This window comes from Erythrobacter sp. S267 (assembly GCF_057365045.1).
On the sequence record NZ_CP200298.1, the window covers coordinates 3,188,471 to 3,207,060 of the forward strand.

At 56.6% G+C, this 18,590-nt stretch carries 20 protein-coding genes; 10 read left to right on the forward strand and 10 right to left on the reverse strand.

Going from position 1 to position 18,590, the window contains the following annotated elements:
- Window positions 1-25: 25 nt before the first annotated feature.
- The 3 genes from AC0V6X_RS15100 to ligK are packed head-to-tail and all read right to left on the reverse strand — an operon-like array spanning window position 26 to window position 2,644.
- Window positions 26-931 (reverse strand): amidohydrolase family protein, encoded by a 906-nt coding sequence (locus tag AC0V6X_RS15100; RefSeq protein WP_486185366.1) that lies wholly within the window; start codon window positions 929-931, stop codon window positions 26-28.
- Window positions 912-1,952, reverse strand: a complete 1,041-nt coding sequence (locus AC0V6X_RS15105) for a 4-oxalomesaconate tautomerase (RefSeq protein WP_486185367.1) — start codon at window positions 1,950-1,952, stop codon at window positions 912-914. Before AC0V6X_RS15105 ends, AC0V6X_RS15100 begins: the two co-directional genes overlap by 20 nt.
- Window positions 1,953-1,972: 20 nt before the next feature.
- Entirely contained in the window at window positions 1,973-2,644 is a 672-nt protein-coding gene (ligK, locus tag AC0V6X_RS15110) for a 4-carboxy-4-hydroxy-2-oxoadipate aldolase/oxaloacetate decarboxylase (RefSeq protein WP_486185368.1), read from the reverse strand.
- A 92-nt stretch (window positions 2,645-2,736) separates the two neighbouring features.
- On the opposite strand from ligK, the gene AC0V6X_RS15115 reads away from it, so the two are divergent.
- The 7 genes from AC0V6X_RS15115 (at window position 2,737) to AC0V6X_RS15145 (ending at window position 8,436) form a co-directional block, all read left to right on the forward strand.
- Window positions 2,737-3,888, forward strand: coding sequence for a LysR family transcriptional regulator (locus AC0V6X_RS15115; RefSeq protein WP_486185369.1), 1,152 nt, complete (start codon window positions 2,737-2,739; stop codon window positions 3,886-3,888).
- A gap of 73 nt (window positions 3,889-3,961) precedes the next feature.
- A complete protein-coding gene (locus AC0V6X_RS15120) occupies window positions 3,962-4,774 on the forward strand; it encodes an NAD(P)-dependent oxidoreductase (protein ID WP_486185370.1) in 813 nt (270 codons plus the stop codon).
- Window positions 4,771-5,796 carry an amidohydrolase family protein gene (locus tag AC0V6X_RS15125; RefSeq protein ID WP_486185371.1) on the forward strand — a complete coding sequence of 342 codons (1,026 nt, stop codon included), beginning with the start codon at window positions 4,771-4,773 and terminating at the stop codon, window positions 5,794-5,796. The genes AC0V6X_RS15120 and AC0V6X_RS15125 overlap by 4 nt, the downstream gene beginning before the upstream one ends.
- A complete protein-coding gene (ligA, locus tag AC0V6X_RS15130) occupies window positions 5,793-6,194 on the forward strand; it encodes a protocatechuate 4,5-dioxygenase subunit alpha (protein ID WP_486185372.1) in 402 nt (133 codons plus the stop codon). The genes AC0V6X_RS15125 and ligA overlap by 4 nt, the downstream gene beginning before the upstream one ends.
- A 1-nt stretch (window position 6,195) precedes the next feature.
- The gene (locus tag AC0V6X_RS15135; RefSeq protein ID WP_486185373.1) at window positions 6,196-7,092 is read left to right on the forward strand and encodes a class III extradiol dioxygenase subunit beta; all 897 of its coding nucleotides are present in this window, start codon (window positions 6,196-6,198) and stop codon (window positions 7,090-7,092) included.
- 127 nt (window positions 7,093-7,219) lie between these two features.
- Window positions 7,220-7,453: a hypothetical protein gene (locus AC0V6X_RS15140; protein ID WP_486185374.1), complete on the forward strand. Its 234-nt coding sequence runs from the start codon at window positions 7,220-7,222 to the stop codon at window positions 7,451-7,453.
- A gap of 23 nt (window positions 7,454-7,476) precedes the next feature.
- Window positions 7,477-8,436 (forward strand): Gfo/Idh/MocA family oxidoreductase, encoded by a 960-nt coding sequence (locus AC0V6X_RS15145; RefSeq protein ID WP_486185375.1) that lies wholly within the window; start codon window positions 7,477-7,479, stop codon window positions 8,434-8,436.
- A 562-nt stretch (window positions 8,437-8,998) separates the two neighbouring features.
- Here the strand turns inward: AC0V6X_RS15145 and AC0V6X_RS15150 are convergent.
- The 4 genes from AC0V6X_RS15150 to AC0V6X_RS15165 all read right to left on the reverse strand — a co-directional run bounded on the left by AC0V6X_RS15150 (window position 8,999) and on the right by AC0V6X_RS15165 (window position 11,947).
- A complete protein-coding gene (locus tag AC0V6X_RS15150) occupies window positions 8,999-9,649 on the reverse strand; it encodes a cysteine hydrolase family protein (protein ID WP_486185376.1) in 651 nt (216 codons plus the stop codon).
- The gene (locus tag AC0V6X_RS15155; protein ID WP_486185377.1) at window positions 9,646-10,257 is read right to left on the reverse strand and encodes a cysteine hydrolase family protein; all 612 of its coding nucleotides are present in this window, start codon (window positions 10,255-10,257) and stop codon (window positions 9,646-9,648) included. Before AC0V6X_RS15155 ends, AC0V6X_RS15150 begins: the two co-directional genes overlap by 4 nt.
- A gap of 13 nt (window positions 10,258-10,270) precedes the next feature.
- Window positions 10,271-10,960, reverse strand: a complete 690-nt coding sequence (locus tag AC0V6X_RS15160) for an SDR family oxidoreductase (RefSeq protein ID WP_486185378.1) — start codon at window positions 10,958-10,960, stop codon at window positions 10,271-10,273.
- 63 nt (window positions 10,961-11,023) lie between these two features.
- Window positions 11,024-11,947: a LysR substrate-binding domain-containing protein gene (locus tag AC0V6X_RS15165; protein WP_486185379.1), complete on the reverse strand. Its 924-nt coding sequence runs from the start codon at window positions 11,945-11,947 to the stop codon at window positions 11,024-11,026.
- An 82-nt stretch (window positions 11,948-12,029) separates the two neighbouring features.
- Between AC0V6X_RS15165 and AC0V6X_RS15170 the strand changes: the two genes are divergently transcribed.
- Together AC0V6X_RS15170 and AC0V6X_RS15175 are read left to right on the forward strand one after the other, a co-directional pair.
- Window positions 12,030-12,773: a thioesterase family protein gene (locus AC0V6X_RS15170; protein ID WP_486185380.1), complete on the forward strand. Its 744-nt coding sequence runs from the start codon at window positions 12,030-12,032 to the stop codon at window positions 12,771-12,773.
- A gap of 12 nt (window positions 12,774-12,785) precedes the next feature.
- Window positions 12,786-13,688, forward strand: coding sequence for an alpha/beta fold hydrolase (locus tag AC0V6X_RS15175; RefSeq protein ID WP_486185381.1), 903 nt, complete (start codon window positions 12,786-12,788; stop codon window positions 13,686-13,688).
- Window positions 13,689-13,814: 126 nt separating this feature from the next.
- Here AC0V6X_RS15175 and AC0V6X_RS15180 read toward each other — a convergent pair whose 3' ends face one another.
- Entirely contained in the window at window positions 13,815-14,507 is a 693-nt protein-coding gene (locus AC0V6X_RS15180) for a type 1 glutamine amidotransferase domain-containing protein (protein WP_486185382.1), read from the reverse strand.
- 298 nt (window positions 14,508-14,805) lie between these two features.
- Here AC0V6X_RS15180 and AC0V6X_RS15185 point away from each other — a divergent pair, with 298 nt between their 5' ends.
- Window positions 14,806-15,696, forward strand: coding sequence for a LysR family transcriptional regulator (locus tag AC0V6X_RS15185; protein WP_486185383.1), 891 nt, complete (start codon window positions 14,806-14,808; stop codon window positions 15,694-15,696).
- A gap of 668 nt (window positions 15,697-16,364) precedes the next feature.
- Here AC0V6X_RS15185 and AC0V6X_RS15190 read toward each other — a convergent pair.
- Both AC0V6X_RS15190 and AC0V6X_RS15195 read right to left on the reverse strand, forming a co-directional pair.
- Window positions 16,365-17,084: a tetratricopeptide repeat protein gene (locus tag AC0V6X_RS15190; protein ID WP_486185384.1), complete on the reverse strand. Its 720-nt coding sequence runs from the start codon at window positions 17,082-17,084 to the stop codon at window positions 16,365-16,367.
- Window positions 17,081-18,142 carry an O-antigen ligase family protein gene (locus tag AC0V6X_RS15195; protein ID WP_486185385.1) on the reverse strand — a complete coding sequence of 354 codons (1,062 nt, stop codon included), beginning with the start codon at window positions 18,140-18,142 and terminating at the stop codon, window positions 17,081-17,083. Before AC0V6X_RS15195 ends, AC0V6X_RS15190 begins: the two co-directional genes overlap by 4 nt.
- Window positions 18,143-18,590: the final 448 nt, after the last annotated feature.

Consider the following 18,590-nt stretch of genomic DNA (forward strand, 5'->3'; position numbering starts at 1 on the left):
CTCAAGATGCGGCGGGCCGCCGACATTACTGGCTCTCATTCGCCCAATACAGGACGTTGGGATTTTCAACGAGCAGCTTTTGTTGAAGCTCTGCGGTCGGCGCAATACGCGGAATCATGTCAACCAAATGTCCGTCATCGGGGATTTCGGTTTGCATGTTCGGATGTGGCCAGTCAGTTCCCCAGACGCAGCGATCAGGATAATCGGCCAGCAAAGGCGCTACAGCAGCGGCGAAAGCGTCCCACGGATCGCCCTTTCCCCCGTGTTCCCGCGCGTCAAGCCGGTCAGGGCAGGTCGGTTTGAACCAGATGTCTTCGCGGCTCTCAAGCAATGCGCGAAAGGCCCGCATGTCAGTTCCGTCCGGGCCTTGTGAAACGTCCGGACGCCCCATGTGGTCAACGACAATGGGGACGGGGATAGCATCCATAAACGGACGCAGTTCCTCTAATATGTCTGCCTCGAAGTAAATGACCACATGCCAACCGACAGGGAGACGTCGCGCGAGGTCTAGAAATTTATCTTTTGGAGCGTTGTCGACTAGGCGCTTCAAGAAGTTGAAACGGATCCCGCGAATCCCACCGTCATGCAAAAGGTGCAGTTCCTCTTCCGAAATATCTGGATCGACAACCGCAACACCGCGGGCTTTGCCGTCAGACTTCGCAATAGCATCGAGCGTCGCGGAATTGTCGATCCCGTGACAACTCGCCTGCACAATCACATTCCTCGAAAAGCCGAGATGGTCTCGCAAGGCGAACAACTGCTCCGCCCCAGCATCTTCCGGTAAGTATTTCGCCTTCGGACTGAAAGGGAACTGCGCCTTTGGGCCGAAAACATGACAATGCGCGTCCACGGCGCCAGGCGGCGGAGTATAGCTCGGCTTTGATGGCCGAGGGTTCCAGCTGACTAACCGCTCAGACAAAAATCTCTCCATCCATTAATTTGCGCGCCGTGCGCAGCAGGGCGCTTGTGACGACCTCACCTTTCTCGCCGACCTCCAGCACACAGCTCATCCTTCCCGTCGGATGTTCGATGCTCAGCGTCTTGCGCCTGCCTTCAGGCACGGTCGCGACTTTCGCGGCGGCTGAGCCTTCTATGAGGCAAGCGGTTGCTGCAGTGACGGCTCCCAACACGCCGATTGATGCATGCGCACGGTGTGGAATGAACACTCGTGTGGTCACCGCCCCGCCGTCTCTTGGGGGCGCCACAAGCGTCATCTTGGGAATAGTTTTCTCCGCCACGTCGCCAAGGTTCATCATCGGCCCGGCGCGAAGGCGGATGGCTTCAATCTTCTCGCGGATCGGCGCGAAGGCATCGCCTTCGAGTTCCGCTCGACTTTCATAGCCCGTGGCACCAACATCTTCCGCTTTAAGCACAACACATGGCATTCCGTTGTCGATCAACGTGCAAGACACACCATCAATCAGGTCAACCGGATTGCCTGTCGGCAGCAGCGCGCCGCAACTCGATCCGGCCGTATCGCGAAATTCAATCGGAATGGGCGCATGAGTGCCCGGCACACCATCGATCGCGGCGTCGCCTGAATAGCTGACCACTCCGCCTGGTGTCTGGACCGTAGCGACCGCGACCTGTCCGGTATTCTCCATAAAGATCGAAACGCGTGTTTCATCGCTGGTCGCTTGCACTAGCCCGCGCTCAATCGCGAAGGGACCGACGCCGGCAAGAATATTTCCGCAATTCTGCTGGGTCGAAACCAGCGCCTGATCGACGAAGACCTGCAAGAAAAGGTAGTCGACGTCGATTCCCACTCGGTCGGATTTCTTCACCACCGCGACTTTGCTTGTCAGCGGGTCTGCTCCGCCCATACCGTCGATCTGCCTTGGGTCGGGGCTACCCATAGCGCGTAGCAGGAATGCATCGCGTTCTTCATGGTCACAAGGAAGGTCATCGGCTAGAAAATAGCCACCCTTCGAAGTGCCGCCGCGCATCCACATGACTCGCGCACTCGCTTGCATCAGATGTATCGCAGGCCTGCAGCTTCAAGGCGTTCGCGCATCCCGTACATGTCGAGACCAAGTTCGCCCTTTGCAAGCCGCTGGCGTTTCTCCTCCTCGTTGGCTTCGCGGGTGCGCGCCTTTTCAAGCACTTCGGCCGCTTCTTCCCGTTTCACAACGCAAACGCCGTCGTCGTCGGCCACTATAACATCGCCCGGTTCGACATGGGCGCCGGCGCAGACGACAGGCACGTTGACGCTGCCGAGCGTGTTCTTGACCGTCCCTTGAGCGAACACCGCCTTGGACCATACCGGAAAGGCCATCTCGGTCAGATCGCGCACGTCGCGCACGCCAGCATCGATAATCAAGCCACGACACCCCCGCGCCATTGCACTCGTCGCCAATAGGTCTCCGAAGTATCCATCTTCACAAGGACTGGTTGGCGCGAGCAGCAGGACATCGCCTTGCTGCAATTGTTCGATCGCGACATGGACCATCCAATTGTCGCCAGGCGGTGCACTGATTGTTACTGCGGTTCCAGCAATTCTCGCGCCCGAATAGACCGGCTGCATGTAGCTCGCGAGCAAGCCTTTGCGACCTTGCGCCTCGTGGACAGTGGCGACCCCGCATTTCGCGAGACCATCGACTATCCCCTGGTCGGCTCGTTGGATATTCTGCACGACGACACCCATCGGAAACTCCTTCTCCGTCTTCCTGCGGCATTCACCGATCCGCAACCAATGGGAAGATTTGACGATGCATAAGTTTTTGCTAATCGGATTAGATGATCGAACGATTACCGAATATCCGGCATTTGGCCGCTCTCGCGGCTACTGTGGAGCATGGCACAGTTACGGAGGCCGCCAAGTCGGTCAACCTTACCCAACCAGCCCTGACCCAAGCGATAGCCAAGCTGGAGAAGGCTCTCGATTGCAAGTTCTTCCGCCGCGAACCGGATGGTATGAAGCCCACTGAACCGGCCTTGCTTCTTGCCGAACGCGCCAACGCCGCACTTGAAATGATCGGCTCACGCAGAGTAACTTCGACGCAAATGCGAGCCTATATCGCCCTTGCCCGAACCGGTAGTTATTCGGCGGCGGCACAGCTCGTCGGCGTGTCCCCGGCTTCGCTTCACAGGGCCGTCGCCGATTTGTCGCTCGCACTGGGAGAACGCTTGGTCGAGCGGCGCGGACGCTATCTGGCATTGACGAAAAGAGGGGCCATACGCGCGCGAAATTTCAGTCTCGCCCAAGCCGAACTGCGAAACGGATTGTCGGAATTGTCAGCCTGGATGGGCAAGGCCGGTGGACGTGTCGTTATCGGTGCCATGCCACTATCGCGAGCCCGCTGGCTTCCGCAGGCGATTGTCGAATTCGGAAAGCAACATCCCCAAGTTGAAATCGCTGTCCTTGAAGGCAGCTACGCCGAATTGGCGGGCCCGTTACGCGACGGGGAGATCGATCTCTTGCTCGGAGCCTTGAGATTGGACGAGTCTTCCGATGATCTTGCTCAGGAAAAGTCATTTACGGACCATCCGCAGATTGTGATGCGCGCTGGCCATCCACTCGATGCGAAGCGATGCCCCAGCCTTGGCGCACTGCGCAAATATCCTTGGGCACTTCCATCCCGTAACACGCCATTGCGGAGATACTGGGAAGAAATGATCGGTGATGACGGCGGCCCGCATCCGCAGGTAAGCATCGAATGCGGATCGGTCATTACGATCCGCGAATTGCTTCTCGAAACGGACATGCTTTCCCTCTTGTCACCCGATCAGTTGCGGGTGGAAATCGAGGGAGGATTGATCGCAACCGCTGCTCCGCCGAGCGAAGTTTCGCGGACGATAGGGATCACGACACGGCGGGATTGGCGACCAACAGCACCGCAGCGGGCTGTGCACGCAATACTTCGCAATTTAGCAAAAAAGTATTCGTAAAAACTTATCTCACCTGCGGTCAATTCATTAGCAGGAGAACCTTTTCTCTTCCAATCCGATGGTCATGGACACCATGGCTGCACTTATTGGATTTGGTGAGGCGGGCTCTACGTTTGCAGCTGCTGCTTCCGATGCTGCGCACTGGCGGACGCAAGTTCGCGCTTATGACATCGATCCCTCCCGTCATCAGGCGATGCGAGATACGGGCATTGCCGCTGCAACGGATCCCGGAAGCGCACTTACAGGCGCAAGGGTAGTTCTTTCGTTGGTTACTGCTGATCAAGCACTCAGCGTTGCGCAAGAATATGCCGAATTTCTCTCTCCTGCCGCGATTTGGATCGATTTGAACTCGGTTGCTCCCGAGACCAAGCGGAAGGCTGCGGTCGCGATCGAAAAGTCGGGTGGGCGGTATGTCGACGCCGCTATTCTCGCCCCCGTCCATACCGCGCAAATGAACGTGCCGATTTTGCTTGCCGGACCCTCCGCTGAAGATGCGCAGGATGCGCTTCAATCATTGGGGTTTGATGCCGTCCGAATAGTCGGTGCCGAGATTGGCCGTGCGTCTTCGATCAAACTGATCCGGTCGGTGATGGTTAAGGGCACGGAAGCTCTCACCCACGAAATGATGGCAGCTGCAGAGGCGGCGGGCGTTTCGGAGGAGGTGCTTGCTTCGCTCGATGCCAGCGAGAAATCCGGAAGCTGGTTCGCAAAGTCCGCCTATAATCTTGAGCGGATGGCCACGCACGGCGAACGCCGCGCCGCGGAGATGGAGGAAGCCGCACATGCGCTCCGCTCTTTAGGAGTAGAACCCGTAATGACGGAGGGGATAGTCCACCTCCAGCGTGATGCTGCGATCCCGCCCATCGGCAAAAGGAATGCAGCATGAGCCTGATCATCGATTGTCATGGCCACTATACCGTTCTGCCAAGGGGGCATGATGCATGGCGGGAAGAGCAAAAGGCTGCCTACGAGAACGGTTCCGAATGCCCGCCCTATCCCGACATTTCCGATGATAAGATCCGGCAGTCGATCGAGGAAAATCAGCTGCGACTGATCAAGGAGCGCGGGGCTGACTTCACCATCTTCTCTCCTCGCGCCAGCGCGATGGCGCCGCATGTCGGTGATCAGGCGGTGGCAAGCGAATGGGCGCGCCGGTGCAACGACCTCATATACCGGGTTACGCAGCTGTTCCCCGACACCTTCATTGGCGGCTGTATGTTGCCGCAGAGCCCGAAATCGGATTTGTCCGAAAGCGTCAGGGAACTGCGCCGCTGTGTCGAGGAATTGAACTTCGTCGTCTGCAACCTCAACCCCGATCCGGGCGGCGGCCATTTCGAGCATCCCCCACTGACGGACGAATACTGGTTTCCAATTTATGAGACGATGTGCGAGCTTCAGGTGCCCGCCATGATCCACGTGTCTGGCAGCTGCAATCCGGCTATGCATGCGACCGGAGGGTATTATCTCGCGGCAGACACGGTTGCATTCATGCAGCTTTTGCAGGGCGATTTGTTCAGCCAGTTCCCCGATCTCAAACTCATCATTCCACATGGCGGCGGTGCCGTGCCCTATCACTGGGGGCGGTATCGCGGACTTGCCGACATGCTCAAACAGCCAGACATCGAAAAGCATCTGATGAACAATGTGTTCTTCGATACCTGCGTCTACCACCAACCCGGTATCGATCTGCTGGCCGACGTCATCGAGAACAAGAACATTTTGTTCGGCAGCGAGATGGTGGGCGCGGTGCGCGGGATCGACCCCGAAACCGGGCATTATTTCGACGACACCAAGCGATACATCGATGCGCTGCCACTGACCGAAGCGCAGCGCCACGCCATTTTCGAAGGCAACGCGCGCCGGGTCTATCCGCGCCTTGACGCCATGCTGAAGGAGCGCGGTAAATGACCGACATTCATGAGTATCTTGCCAACTTCGACGATATTCCGGGTACAAGGGTCTATACTGCGGAGCGTGCCCGGCGCGGGTACCACCTCAACCAGTTCGCGATGAGCCTGATGCAGGCGGAAAACCGCGAACGATTTAAGGCCGACGAAGCTGCCTATCTCAACGAATGGCCGATGACCGAAGGGCAGAAAGATGCAGTCTTGGCGCGCGACTACAACCGCCTGCTCGAGCTCGGGGGAAACATCTATTTCCTCGCTAAGGTCTTCTCGACCGACGGACTAAGCTTCGTCCAGGCTGTGTCCACGATGACCGGCATGAGTGTCGAGGATTACCAGGCGATGATGCAGGCTGGTGGACGCTCACCTGTTGGACTGCGATCCAAGAAGAAGGGTAATTGACATGGCGCGGATTACCGCCGGAATCGGCTCGAGCCATATACCTGTCCTAGGCTTTGCTGCAGATTGCGGAAAAACTCAGGAGCCGCCGTTCAAACCGTCTTTCGACGGCTATCGTTGGACCCGCGAATGGATTGCCGCTGAAGGAAGGCCCGACGTGGTCGTGCTGGTCTATAACGACCACGCCAGCGCTTTCGATATGAACATTGTCCCGACCTTTGCCATCGGGTGTGCCGAGACATTTGGTATCTGCGATGAGGGGTTCGGTCCGCGCCCTATTCCCGATGTGACCGGTCATCCTGAACTCGCTTGGCACATTGCCCAAAGCCTGATCCTCGACGAATTCGACATGACGATCTTCAATAAGCTCGATGTCGATCATGGACTGACCGTCCCGTTGACGTTGATGTTCGGGGAAGATGTCGAGGAATGGCCGGTCAAGGTAATTCCGCTCGCCGTCAACGTGGTGACTTATCCTCCGCCGACCGGCAATCGCTGCTGGGCGCTGGGTGAAGCGATCGCGCGCGCGGTTGCCAGTTTCGAACAGGATCTAAACGTCCAAATCTGGGGCACGGGCGGGATGAGCCACCAGTTACAGGGACCGCGCGCCGGCCTCATCAACAGCGAATGGGACACGATGTTCCTAGACAAGTTGTCTGGCACGACCCAGGAACTGCGACATATTCCGCATATCGAATATCTTCGTGAAATCGGCAGCGAGGGCATCGAACTGGTCATGTGGCTCATCATGCGTGGAGCCTTGGGCGAGGAAGCGCGCGAACTGCATCGGCACTACCATGTACCGTGCAGCAATTCGGCTCTCGGCCATATCGTAATGGAGCCCGTCAGCGCTCGAAAAGCTGGCGAACAGAGCGTAGATGGAGGCCTGGTCGATGTTTGAACGACAAAAGCTCAAGGAACTCTGTTTCAGGCTCCATGAACAGAGATCAGGCCTTTCGCATATCGTGCGTTCGCGTGAACCCGGTTGGCAAAGACAATACGCGACTAAGCGACGAGAGGTAGCAGACTTGGTCGAAGCAGTGGCCGAGCTTGCACCTCAACTGACCGCAAATGGTAGCGATCCGGAAGTCGATCGCTTCGTCAAAGCTGCTGGCCGGTATTCGCAAGGGGCACGGATGCATCAAGCGCGATGGCCTCTGATCCTGATCGAGAAGAACACCGAGGCATTCCGCGCGTCGCTGGACGAACTCGACGAACTCGCCGGCGCAATGTTTCGCGCCGCTTCGGCCCTTAGAATTTAAACAACTGGCATTGGAGAAAAACTATGCGCATAGCATTGGTAGGAGCGGGCGCATTTGGAGAAAAACATCTAGCCGCATTGCGGGCGATCGATGGTGCGGACGTCGCCGTCATCGTCAGCGCCTCGAATGACGAATCGAGCAAGCTGGCCGAACCGTTTGGCGTGGCCGAGATATCCGACGATTACGAAGCGACGCTGGCGCGCGAGGACATTGACGCGGTCATCTTGGCCACGCCGACGCCAATGCATGCCAGCCAGGCGATTGCTGCCATGGATGCGGGCAAGCATGTCGAGGTTGAAATCCCGGTTGCGGATAGCTGGACCGATGCCCAAGCGGTCATGGCCAAGCAGCAGGAGACAGGCCTCACTTGCATGGTCGGGCATACCCGCCGCTTCAATCCAAGCCACCAGTGGGTAAAGAACCGGATCGATGCAGGCGAACTCACTATTCAGGCGATGGATGTCGAGACCTTCTTCTTCCGCAGAACCAACACCAATGCAAAAGGCGAACCGCGCAGCTGGACGGATCATCTCCTGTGGCATCATTCAGCGCACACAATCGACATTTTCCAATATATGACCGGCGCGAAAGTAGTTCAGGCTAACATACTGCAAGGCCCAAGGCATCCCGAGCTTGGCATCGCCATGGACCAGTCGATCCAGATGAAGACCGATCAGGGCCAAATCCTTACACTCGCGCTGTCGTTCAACAACGATGGCCCGTTCGGCACCTTCTTTCGCTACATTGGGGACACCGGCACCTATATCGCGCGCTACGACGACCTGGTGAACGGACGTGAAGAACCAATCGACGTGTCGAAGGTGGACGTGTGCATGAATGGCATCGAATTACAGGACCGCGAGTTCATCTCCGCAATCAAGGAAGGCCGGGAGCCAAACTCTTCGATCGCATCTGTGCTCGATTGCTACCGCGTCATTGGAGAACTAGCCGAGAGCCTTGAAACTCAGGACGGCTGGAGCTGACTTTGGCGATGACTAAAGCGGGCGGTCTTGTAAGTTTGTCGATCCATTGAGCAATGGAAACAAATTCGTGTCAAACTACTGATGATGCTGATTGGCCGAACCCTTCAAGAACTTCTGAACACGCTACAAGACATGCTGGAAGAAGGTAATGAACCAGCCTTTTACAATGGGATGCGCCACGTTCGGGTGACTTGTTAAGCCGCTTCTATGAGGCAATCGACGTACTGAAGTATGCCCGCGGAACTTCTCGCCTATCTTCCGTTCAACAGATTCTGGAAATCCAGTGGGTCGAGAAAGCGCTAGCTGGGCCAAATGCGAGTGAGCGGGCTTAATTGCGAGCCTTTTCGCGGGCTTTGGCAAAAACAACATTGAAAAGCTCTCAGGTGCCCCGCAATTGCTCGATTTTCGGTAAGTGGCAATCACTCGAAATTTCAGGATGCGATGCTTTCTTTCGGAACCAAGTCGGCAGCGATTGGGCAGATAGCTGTCCGACCGCTATTGGCCGTGCAGATCAAGCGAAGCAGACATTCTTTGCACGGCACAATTGAGATTCTCACAATGCCTAGCGGGGGTGTATCTCATGGCTTGTCATGACCCTAGCTACGATCCGGGGCAAAGTGATGGTCATGGTGTTGGCAAGATCGATCCGACTGTAAACAGCAACCAAATCCTGAACGACGGTCACGTCAAAATCATATTCGACCGCCATTCTGGCAGAGGAATCAGTGTCGACATTTGCGACACCTCCAACCACCATCACCCGAGAGCGTCGATGCTCGCGCAGCAATTCGTTCAGGCCCGTGCCTACAAAAGAATTGAAGCCGCGTCTTTCTGGCAGAACATGGTCGCCCTCAAGTACAAGGCCTTCTGCCAGTTCCGCACCTGTAGAGCCCTTCCGCAGCAGATCATTTTTCCGCAGCGCATCCATGTGTTTTGTAGTGTCGATCGGGATCTGGGGCTGGTCGTCTGACCATGACATTGGAGAATGATAGATTGCCCAACCATGATCGCGACAGCGCTGCAGAAAATTGCTCAGCTTTTGGTGATCAATCGAAACGTCGCAAAGTCCGGCTAACCCTCCACTTTCGGCAACCGCGTCATTTTGCGGGGTCAGTACCAAGACCGCAGTCTGACGGGCCTCGAACGGCCCATATCTTTTCGCATGGCGATTTGTCAGAACCCGGCCAATCCGATCGACTAGGCTGGCAATCATTGGCCCGGCTCCGCGATCCATTCATCCGTTGAGATCACCGAATGCGCGCACATAGGTAAACCTGTCTCAATCGCTGCATCGTGATCCGCAACTGACATCGCAGCCAGCGCGTCGGACACGATCGTTACCTGATAACCAAGCTCGATTGCACTGCGTGCAGTGGATTCGATGCAGGTGTTCGACAGACAGCCACACAGGACGACATGGGTGATGTTCGCCTTGGACAGATTTTCGTGCAGGTCGGTGCCGACGAAGCCACTTGAGACTAGATGCTCGCTTGCGACAAATTCTCCGGGGAGCGGCTCAAGGCCCTTGCGAAACCTGCCGCCCCAACCCGCGGCGCTGAATGTCCTGAAGAAGCGCGCAAGATAGATTGATGGGTTCAGGAACTGGCGATGGTCGAACAGTCCCTTTCGATAGCGTGCATGCGGCGCATAACAGACTTTCAGACCGGCTGCGCGGGCATGTGAAAGCACACGCACCAGGTTCGCATTCGTGCCGAGGCGCTTGAGCGTCGCGCGGTTCAACAGCCAAGCTCGCCCGCCCACAGACAGGAAATCGTTGTAGGGATCGACTACGATCAAGGCTGTTCGGTCTAAATCGCTCATCCTACAATTCGCCTCAAGAGTGATGCGCGCCGACCATCGGATTGATCTCAATCTCAGCAATGCGGGCGTGCGACGGTGCCTCGATCGCGTAGAGAAATGCGTTTGAGATATCGTCGGGCCTGAGTGCATTCGGCTTCTCTTCATCGAAGAATGGCGTGTCCACCATCCCCGGATCGATGCTTGTCACCCTTACGCCATGAGGGGTGAGCTCGTTGGCGAGGTTCTTCGCATAGCCCCGAATGAACCATTTGGTCGCGCTATAGACAGAGCCCGACAACGCCACATGCCCGGCCTGAGAACCGATCAGCACGAGATGTCCTTTGCTCTTTCGAAGATGCGGGATGGCGAATTTGCAGGTCAAGGTGACGCCAAAATTATTGACAAGGACCATCTCCTTGAAGTTCTCGATATTGCCATGCTCGGTGCCGGTTGCGGTTGCACCCAATCCGGCATTAGCAAAAGCGACGTCCAGTCTGCCAAAGTGGCCCACAGCTGCCTCGACCATCGCTTCTTGTGAACTGTGGGAGGTCACATCGCACTCGACCGCAAAGGCGCTCGAAGGTCCAAGCTCGTCGACAAGGTTGTCCAATTTCGATTTGGAACGAGCAGCAAGCGCGACCTTGTGCCCGGAGCCTACTGCCGCTCGGGCACAGTGCGCGCCAATGCCGGATGAGGCACCGGTGATCAGAATGACTTTTCCCATCTTCATTTTCTCCAATTTCGAAACGGCCTCAAGGTGCTGTCGGTAGTTCGCCGGTGTGAACGCTCAAACATCGCCGAAGCCAGCAACGCAATCCTGCAACCAGCGGTAGGTTTTCTGAATATTGGGCGAGAGCCATCGTGCCTCCTGACACAAGAAATTGTAGTCCTGAGTTTCAGCGCTCACTTCACTCAGAGGCGCTATCAGCCGGGTTCCGAATGAGGAATGTCGGCGGATAAGCGGATCCATCGCCAAGGCGATCCCGTGCCCGTTTTCCGCGGCATCCAGCGCGCCAAGAATTGAATCGAATACAAGGCCGTCTTCGAGGTCAACTATCTCACCGCCGGCAGATTGAAGCCATTTTTGCCAAGCAGCCATATTGGGTCGCACATGGATGAGCGTGTGGTTCAGAATATCTCGTGGGTGGTTAAGAGGCGGCGCGTTCATGAGATAGTGCGGCGAAGCGACTGGCAGGCCACTCACGACAACGAGGGGCTTGCAGGTCAGACCTTTGCTGTGATCATTGCCAAACCTCAGGGCTATGTCAGCCTCTCCGCGCCGAATGTCTGCGAACGCATTCGACGTCTCAATCTTCAGCTCCAATCCCGGGTTTTTCTCTTCGAACTTGGCAAGGTTGGGCAAAAGGACGGTGCTTGTGAAGAAAGGCAACGCGCTGATCCGCACGACATTGGTCTGTTGCGAACGTTGGGCCCGGATTGTTGCAAACTCCAGCTCTCGCAGTGCTGGACGAACAGCCTCGCAATAGTCCGCCCCCGCATTGGTCAACCGAACGGTTCTGCCCACGCGCTCAAACAAGCTGACGCCAATCTGCTGCTCCAGGGCCCGGATAGCATGAGAAATCGCCGATGGTGTTCTGCCCAATTCCTCTGCGGCATCGATGAACGAAAGCCGCGCAGCAGCTCTCTCGAACGCCATGAGAGAAGTCGTTGAGGGCATCGAAGAAATAGATGAGCTATTTTCATCATTCATGAAGCAAACTCGCTTTATTCTCCGGGTATGTAGCCATAGCCTCTCTATCAATTGAAATTCTCTCAATCAAGTTTGGCGGAAGATGGCGATTTTTGAACAAGACAATACCGGTCGCTGGACTGGAGGCGAGCAGGCGCAAGGACCATTCACCGGACTCCAAGGTGGAGGCGTCGCATCGGTCATGGTCGCGGAGATCGAGAACATTGCAGCGCAGCAAGGTCTGGGATCGGCCTTGTCTGTGTCTGTGGAGTTCCTCCGCCCGACCCCTCTCATGCCGCTCAAGACCAATCCCAAGATTCTTCGCCGGGGACGCCGATCGAGTGTGCTGACCAATGAGGTCTGGGCAGATGGGAAACAAACGGCCACGGCAACCGTCTGCGTGATCCATCCTGTTGGCGAGTTGGCAATCCATACGAAGAACCCCACAAAAAACGAAGTGGGCAAGATCGATCCACTTCCCGCACGAGCCGCCCCGCATGGTCGCCAGTGGTTGATGGACAATTTTGAAATCCGCCCAGGCAATGATGGAATTGTCTGGTTTCGCCACAAGGATGAGATCACTCCGGATGCTACCCCGCTTGCAAGCGTGTTGGGACCTGCCGATTGGACCCATGGCCTCGCTCGCCCCTCCCAGCCGAAGCTGGCGGACCCCAACGTCAACCTTCAGGTCGCCCTCGCGCGTCATCCACGCGGGGAGCATATCGGAATAAGGCCCAAGACAACCTGGACGCCGGAGGGAATTGGTCTGGGCGAAGGCGCATTGTTCGATGAGCATGGCGAGATAGGCCGGGTGGCAATGTCCGCTGTTCTGATTCCCCTTACATGAGGATTATTCGCAATGCTGCTCTCTAAACTGGCCGCAAGACTTGAGACGAAAAATTGGAAGGAGCGCCTCCAATGGGCTCGCACGGGTCCTCCCTCTCGCTCCTGCTCCGACATTGATTTCTACGAAGATGATGTGTGCCTGATCCGATATAGGAAGGCTGGTCGCGGCCCGGCCATCGTATTCTTATGCGACGGCCCTGCTACTTTGGAGGTCTATGACGACCTGTTCGCCGCTCTGAAATCGCGATTTACCGTCATCGCCTTCGAAGCGCCCGGCAACGGGTTCTCCGTGCCCAAGCCTGGCTACGATTTCGGATTCCAGCCCGTGAACGATGGGGTCGCAAGGTTCTTGCAAACGGTTGCGGGAGGACCGGCTATCCTCGCATTTTCGTGCGGCGGAACCTACGCTGCGATCGATGTTGCAAGTCGATATCCCGAGCTCTGCAGCCACCTTATCGCAATCCAAGTTCCATCCTGGTCTGAGGAAATGCGCTGGAAGAAGCGCCGTGACCCAAAGGGAATCGTGTCCACGCCTTTTCTGGGCCAAATCCTCTTTCCACGTATGATGAAACCGCGCGCACCCGCGTGGTACGAACACTCGATGGCCGACACGCCTGCGGTGGCGCACTTCTGCACCTGCACGGCCCAGGCGTTTGACCAAGGCGCAACCTTCGCGCTTCCAACGATGTTTCAGAATTACCTTTCAGCAAACGAGCCGCCATTCGAGCCGCCTCAGCAACCGACGCTCGCAATATGGGGCGAACAGGATCAATCGCATGTTGAGACAGACAAGAGTTCGTCGCTATCGTTGGCAACGAACTGCGAACTCGTTCGGCTCGAACATGTTGGGCATTTTCCCGAGCTTGAGGATCCGGTGGGTTTCTCAAACTTAGTAAGTTCCTTCGCGAAGATATAGCAGTGTGCAAGGCCGCTTGGCGACCAGAGGCTGTCGCCCTATGTCTGGGGCGACAGCCTAGACGGATTAGGCAGTATTTCCGCGCTTGATCTCCATCTTTGTTTGCGGACTTGCAGGCCTGGCTCTTTATGTGGCTTCGATCGCAGCCAATAGCTGACGGGCACCTTCGGCCGAAGATTGCGGGTTTTGCCCCGTCACGATGTTGCCGTCCGTAACGACATTGACCGACCAGTCCGGCCCGTTCTCGATTGCCGCGCCCAGTTCGCGCAAGCGATCCTCAAGCAGGAAAGGGACGACATCGGACAGCTCGACAGCGTCTTCTTCCCCATTGGTGAACGCGCTGATACGCCTGCCTGCCACCAAGGGTGTGCCATCAGGTTTCTTGGCATCCACCAGCGCCACCGGGCCATGGCAAACAGCACCGATCGGCTTTGCTTGTTCATCAAACGTCTCGATCAGACGAGCGAGCCTGCCATTCCCCGGATAATCCCACATCGGTCCATGGCCGCCTGGAAAGAAGATGGCGTCGAAAGATCCGGCGTCGAGCTCCGAAATTGGGGTAGTGTTCGCGAGCGCACCTTTGGCAGCCTCGTCTTTCTCAAACCGTCTTGTGTCGTCGGTTTGCCATTCTTCCAGTGCACTTTTCGGATCGAGCGGCGGCTGCCCTCCGGCAATGGATGCCAAAGTCACATCGGCGCCAGCATCGCGGAAAACGTAATAGGGGGAAGCGAGTTCCTCCAGCCAGAAGCCGGTCTTCTTGCCGGTATCACCAAGGCGGTCGTGGGATGTAAGAACGACAAGAATGCGGGGGTTAGTCATGAGAGTATCTCCAAAATTGGTTTGGGTCTGGTTGTGCCCGGGCTTTTGCCGGACGGGGCGTCACCGGATGGATCGTGCGATTTAGTCGGTGTTGGTATTGCCAAGCTGAAGGGTGCAGCTTCTTCGACACGGCGCGGTAGCGAGCGAACAGTTCCACAGCGACATCTGCGGCGGATTGTTTCGAAGTTGTCATCTTAAGGCTCCTTGCTCGGTCGCTTTTCGATGAAGCCAATATGTGGCCAAAACCGGATTGAATTAATTCCATATTTCGTGCACGCATTATTGCTCAGGAGCAATAATGCGTGATCTAGATGGATTATTGGAGTTCTGCGCCGTGGTTGAACATGGCGGGTTCACCCGTGCGTCTGAAGCGCTCAACGTTTCTGCATCGTTTATCAGTCGCCGTGTTGCCGATCTGGAGGAGCGTCTTGGGGTTCGCCTGCTTCACCGGACAACGCGGAGTGTAAATCTTACTGATCTTGGCGCTCAATATCATGAGCGGGCGATCACGATTTTGGAAGATATCCGCACCCTTTCAATGGATCTGGCCGAGCAACAAAATCTCGTCAATGGACGGATCCGCATAACGGCCGGTGGCCTGTTCGGCGAGACGTGGGTGAGCGAGGCTGTTTCAGAATTTGCGGCGTTGCATCCGCAAGTCGAGATCGAGCTCGAGGTAAGTGAACGACGCGTTGATCTTATCCGTGAGCGGTTTGACCTTGCTGTTCGCCACCGAATGCCATCAGACCCCGAACTGATGGTCCGCAGGATAGGCCAAAGGCGCATGATCGTCTGCAGTTCGGCGGCCTACCTTTCAGAACACGGAACACCGATGGAACCTGAAGAACTCAAGGGTCATGTATGCCTTACTGGGCCAGGACAACCCTGGCGCTTCTGCCGGGACGAGAAAATTTTTGAAGTGAAGGTTTCCGGCCGATGGCACAGCAATAACGGTCCCGCGCTGATCAGCGCCGCATTGCATGGTTTGGGCATCATCCGTCTAGCCGAAGACTATGTGAGGGACAGCCTCAGCTCGGGTGCATTGGTATCGTTGCTGGAAAGCTATGAAGTCGCGCCACAGGAAACGGTTTTGGTTTATCCGTCCCGCGAGAACTTGCCATATCGCGTGCGAGCGCTGATTGATCACTTGATCTCAAGATCCAAGACGCGCGCCGATGGCTCGGCATAATTTTTAGCACAATTTGTGATACGCCTCCTTCCGCCTTGCGATCGGGCCTTGCAAGAGGCCTGGCTGGACGGTGCTACCGGGCTCGCTTTTGACGGACTGTGAATTTCCGACGAATCCAATCTGTCCAAGGCTAACACGGCGCGTAAGAAGGTTCTCTGCCACATCCAAGACGGGCCGCTTTCCGCCCCTAATCCAAGCGATTGGAATATGGCTCAAGCTGGAGCCAGACGGTTTGCTTCCAACTTTGTTGCTGTGGATCTAGTCATCGCAATCTACAGGGGAACTTTCGTCGGCGACTCAATCTGCTTGACCATCCGCAAGCCGCCAAGATTCTTACTCCAGCAACTTAGGTGTTCTGACCAACGATTTTCGCCGATTGTACATTCTTCGATAGGATAAACCATGTCGGTCATTCGAAGTTCTAACTTTCTCGAGGTGACGATCTGATGAAAAAGTCTTTATACTAGAAAATTGTGCAGTCATCTCAGGGTCTAGTGGGCCTTTTTGTGGGCATTACAAAGGGACCTCAAACATTATTGTATTAAAGACAGCAGGTTACGATTTTCGTGCGAGTCCTCTTCTGGCACCATTTGTTCAGATCGATATCGGTGCCTTACGCGGCCACATTGTCCTCTGATCTGACATTGGTCACCAGCGAGAATTTCCGACTAACATTGCTGCTCCATCGTGGCGGTCAAGACTGCGCCAGCTGCTTCATCGCGCGATTGGATTGTCGATTGCGAGCGGCGCAATAGGTCGCATTCGAACGTGCTGCCTTTGGTGCTGGTCTGGCGGACGATTTCGGCAAAGGCGCCCGGCGGCATAACCCGCGCGCCGCGACGCAGGAAGCGGTCGTGCCAACGCTCAGCGCCGCCGACGATGGTCGCCATGGTTTGTTGCGCCTCACCATCTTGCTCGGCAAACACCGCTTCCCCTAGCTCCTTCAGCAAAGCGTCTTCAGTATCGCGGCGCAAGAACAGGGCGGCGTATCGGCGCGCGGCTTCGTCGGTGTCGCCCGCTTCAAGCGCCAGTCGGAGCATGGCCTCCTGAGCCAGGCTGTCGCGCCAGCCACGTTGGGCAGCGTATTGAATGGTCAAAGCGCTCTCATCCAACGCGCCCGCTGCAAACTGTGCTTGAGCGAGCAGCCGTAAATGCTCAGCGGGTAGAGGACGACGACGCACCAGCCGCTCTGCCTCTGCCAGTGCAAGCTGAGGATCGTCGGCACCCAGCGCGTAAGCCGCCACCGGGAACTGCGCCGAGGATCGCGTAATCTGCGGCACCGTGTCAGCCATATTGGGCGTCTTTTGGGTTTGGCGGTCGAGCTGGACACCGAACATCAGGACAGCCAGCGCGAAGAGAGTGCTCAGCCAGGCTATGCGAGCGATCATTGTGCCGCCTCCTCTTTAACATGGCCAAAGCGCATTAAGAGGACCAGAGCAAGTGCCGCAAAAGCCAGCAGGGAGTGGTTGCGCAAAGGATAGTCTGTGATCGATTGCAACGCGATTGCCAGCAATGTTATCGAGCCGCTCCAAGCGATCCAGCGCGCATCTGAAAGTCGCGCGCACCAGCTTAGCCATGCTAGCAAGATGAGCCATCCAGCAATAAGCACGAGCCCAAAGATGCCGGCTTCGATGGCCACTTCGATATAGTCGTTATGCGCTCTTCCCGCTGTCTTTAGCGTCATATTCTCAAGCGATTCGTCGACTTGGAAGACGTCATCGAAAGTGCCGGTGCCTGATCCGACAGGCCAGTAACGTTGCGAGGAATAGAGCGCGTCGTCCCAGATGTAAGCGCGCGCATTGGTTGTGTCGGAATTGAATCGCTCAACCACATCGCCCACGCGCCCGGGGGCAGCAACGAACAATCCGACGACTATCATTGCTCCCAAAGCGATAGGGGCGAAGATCGCCATACTGATCAGTTTGCGCGCGCCTCCAAAGCGCATGGATAGCTCGCGCGCGGTCAACATTGCTAGCGGAAGCACGGTCAAGACCAGGCCCGTCCTTGAGCGAGTGAGGACGACTGCGAGGACGAGCAAGAGGCAAATCGCAAGCCGCACTGGCAGGCCGGCGCGCCCAAAGCGAGCTGGCATGGGCAACAAGGCAGCAAGCGCCAATGTGCCGACCAGGAAAAGCGCTGTCGAATTGCGATTGGCGAAGCTGCCAAACAGCACGCCTGCCATCGGGTTCTCTGGGTAGAGTACGCCCACTTCGCTGTTGGACAGGACTTGCGGAATGCCGATCAGCAGGTTTGCGAGTCCCAAGCCGACGGCGATCCAGCCGATCGTGATCAAGCGATCTCGCGGTGTTGCCCAGCCAATGACCAGAACGGCCAGCGGGGTGATGATGGCGGTGACAGCAAGCAGAGTGCGAATTGGCTCCACACTGCCAGGGGCCCACACATCCGAACTGTTTTCGCCGCTCAGAAGATCGAACGATTGGACCACCAATTCGCGCCCCGGAAGCGACTGCCAAATGGATGGTGGGAGAGGGATCAAGAATAGGAGCGGTAGCAAGATACAGGCAGCCACCAGTGCCCTAAGCGCAATGGGAGTAGTAGACCAAAACTGGAAAAAAGCGCGGCGGTGAAGAGCAAGGGCAGCCAACGCAGTCAGCTGCACGATGAAATTCGCCATTCCGTATTTTGAGCCGCCACCCCCAAAAGCCACCGCGACTACAAGAAGCGCTGCCACAGCCCAAAAGTGGCTCTGCGCAAAAAACGACTTTTTGGTCATCCGCCCAACAATCCCATTCCTCTGCCCCCCCAATCCCGAGAAGGCCCATATCGCTCCGACAAGTTGACTAGGGCATGGCACAGCAGATCTAAAGCAGGCAAAGAAAAAGCGCCCGGCAATCGCCGCGCGCTTCCTCTTTCATACCAGCCGAAGCTGATGC

Excerpts from the sequence above, each read along its gene's own strand:
- ligA (WP_486185372.1), top strand. The coding sequence starts at position 5,793 with ATGACCGACATTCATGAGTATCTTGCCAACTTCGACGATATTCCGGGT.
- AC0V6X_RS15175 (WP_486185381.1), top strand. The coding sequence starts at position 12,786 with ATGCTGCTCTCTAAACTGGCCGCAAGACTTGAGACGAAAAATTGGAAG.
- AC0V6X_RS15120 (WP_486185370.1), top strand. The coding sequence starts at position 3,962 with ATGGCTGCACTTATTGGATTTGGTGAGGCGGGCTCTACGTTTGCAGCT.
- AC0V6X_RS15165 (WP_486185379.1), bottom strand. The coding sequence starts at position 11,947 with ATGAATGATGAAAATAGCTCATCTATTTCTTCGATGCCCTCAACGACT.
- ligK (WP_486185368.1), bottom strand. The coding sequence starts at position 2,644 with ATGGGTGTCGTCGTGCAGAATATCCAACGAGCCGACCAGGGGATAGTC.
- AC0V6X_RS15160 (WP_486185378.1), bottom strand. The coding sequence starts at position 10,960 with ATGGGAAAAGTCATTCTGATCACCGGTGCCTCATCCGGCATTGGCGCG.
- AC0V6X_RS15190 (WP_486185384.1), bottom strand. The coding sequence starts at position 17,084 with ATGATCGCTCGCATAGCCTGGCTGAGCACTCTCTTCGCGCTGGCTGTC.
- AC0V6X_RS15125 (WP_486185371.1), top strand. The coding sequence starts at position 4,771 with ATGAGCCTGATCATCGATTGTCATGGCCACTATACCGTTCTGCCAAGG.
- AC0V6X_RS15100 (WP_486185366.1), bottom strand. The coding sequence starts at position 931 with ATGGAGAGATTTTTGTCTGAGCGGTTAGTCAGCTGGAACCCTCGGCCA.
- AC0V6X_RS15170 (WP_486185380.1), top strand. The coding sequence starts at position 12,030 with ATGGCGATTTTTGAACAAGACAATACCGGTCGCTGGACTGGAGGCGAG.
- AC0V6X_RS15105 (WP_486185367.1), bottom strand. The coding sequence starts at position 1,952 with ATGTGGATGCGCGGCGGCACTTCGAAGGGTGGCTATTTTCTAGCCGAT.
- AC0V6X_RS15185 (WP_486185383.1), top strand. The coding sequence starts at position 14,806 with ATGCGTGATCTAGATGGATTATTGGAGTTCTGCGCCGTGGTTGAACAT.
- AC0V6X_RS15150 (WP_486185376.1), bottom strand. The coding sequence starts at position 9,649 with ATGATTGCCAGCCTAGTCGATCGGATTGGCCGGGTTCTGACAAATCGC.
- AC0V6X_RS15155 (WP_486185377.1), bottom strand. The coding sequence starts at position 10,257 with ATGAGCGATTTAGACCGAACAGCCTTGATCGTAGTCGATCCCTACAAC.
- AC0V6X_RS15115 (WP_486185369.1), top strand. The coding sequence starts at position 2,737 with ATGATCGAACGATTACCGAATATCCGGCATTTGGCCGCTCTCGCGGCT.
- AC0V6X_RS15135 (WP_486185373.1), top strand. The coding sequence starts at position 6,196 with ATGGCGCGGATTACCGCCGGAATCGGCTCGAGCCATATACCTGTCCTA.
- AC0V6X_RS15180 (WP_486185382.1), bottom strand. The coding sequence starts at position 14,507 with ATGACTAACCCCCGCATTCTTGTCGTTCTTACATCCCACGACCGCCTT.
- AC0V6X_RS15145 (WP_486185375.1), top strand. The coding sequence starts at position 7,477 with ATGCGCATAGCATTGGTAGGAGCGGGCGCATTTGGAGAAAAACATCTA.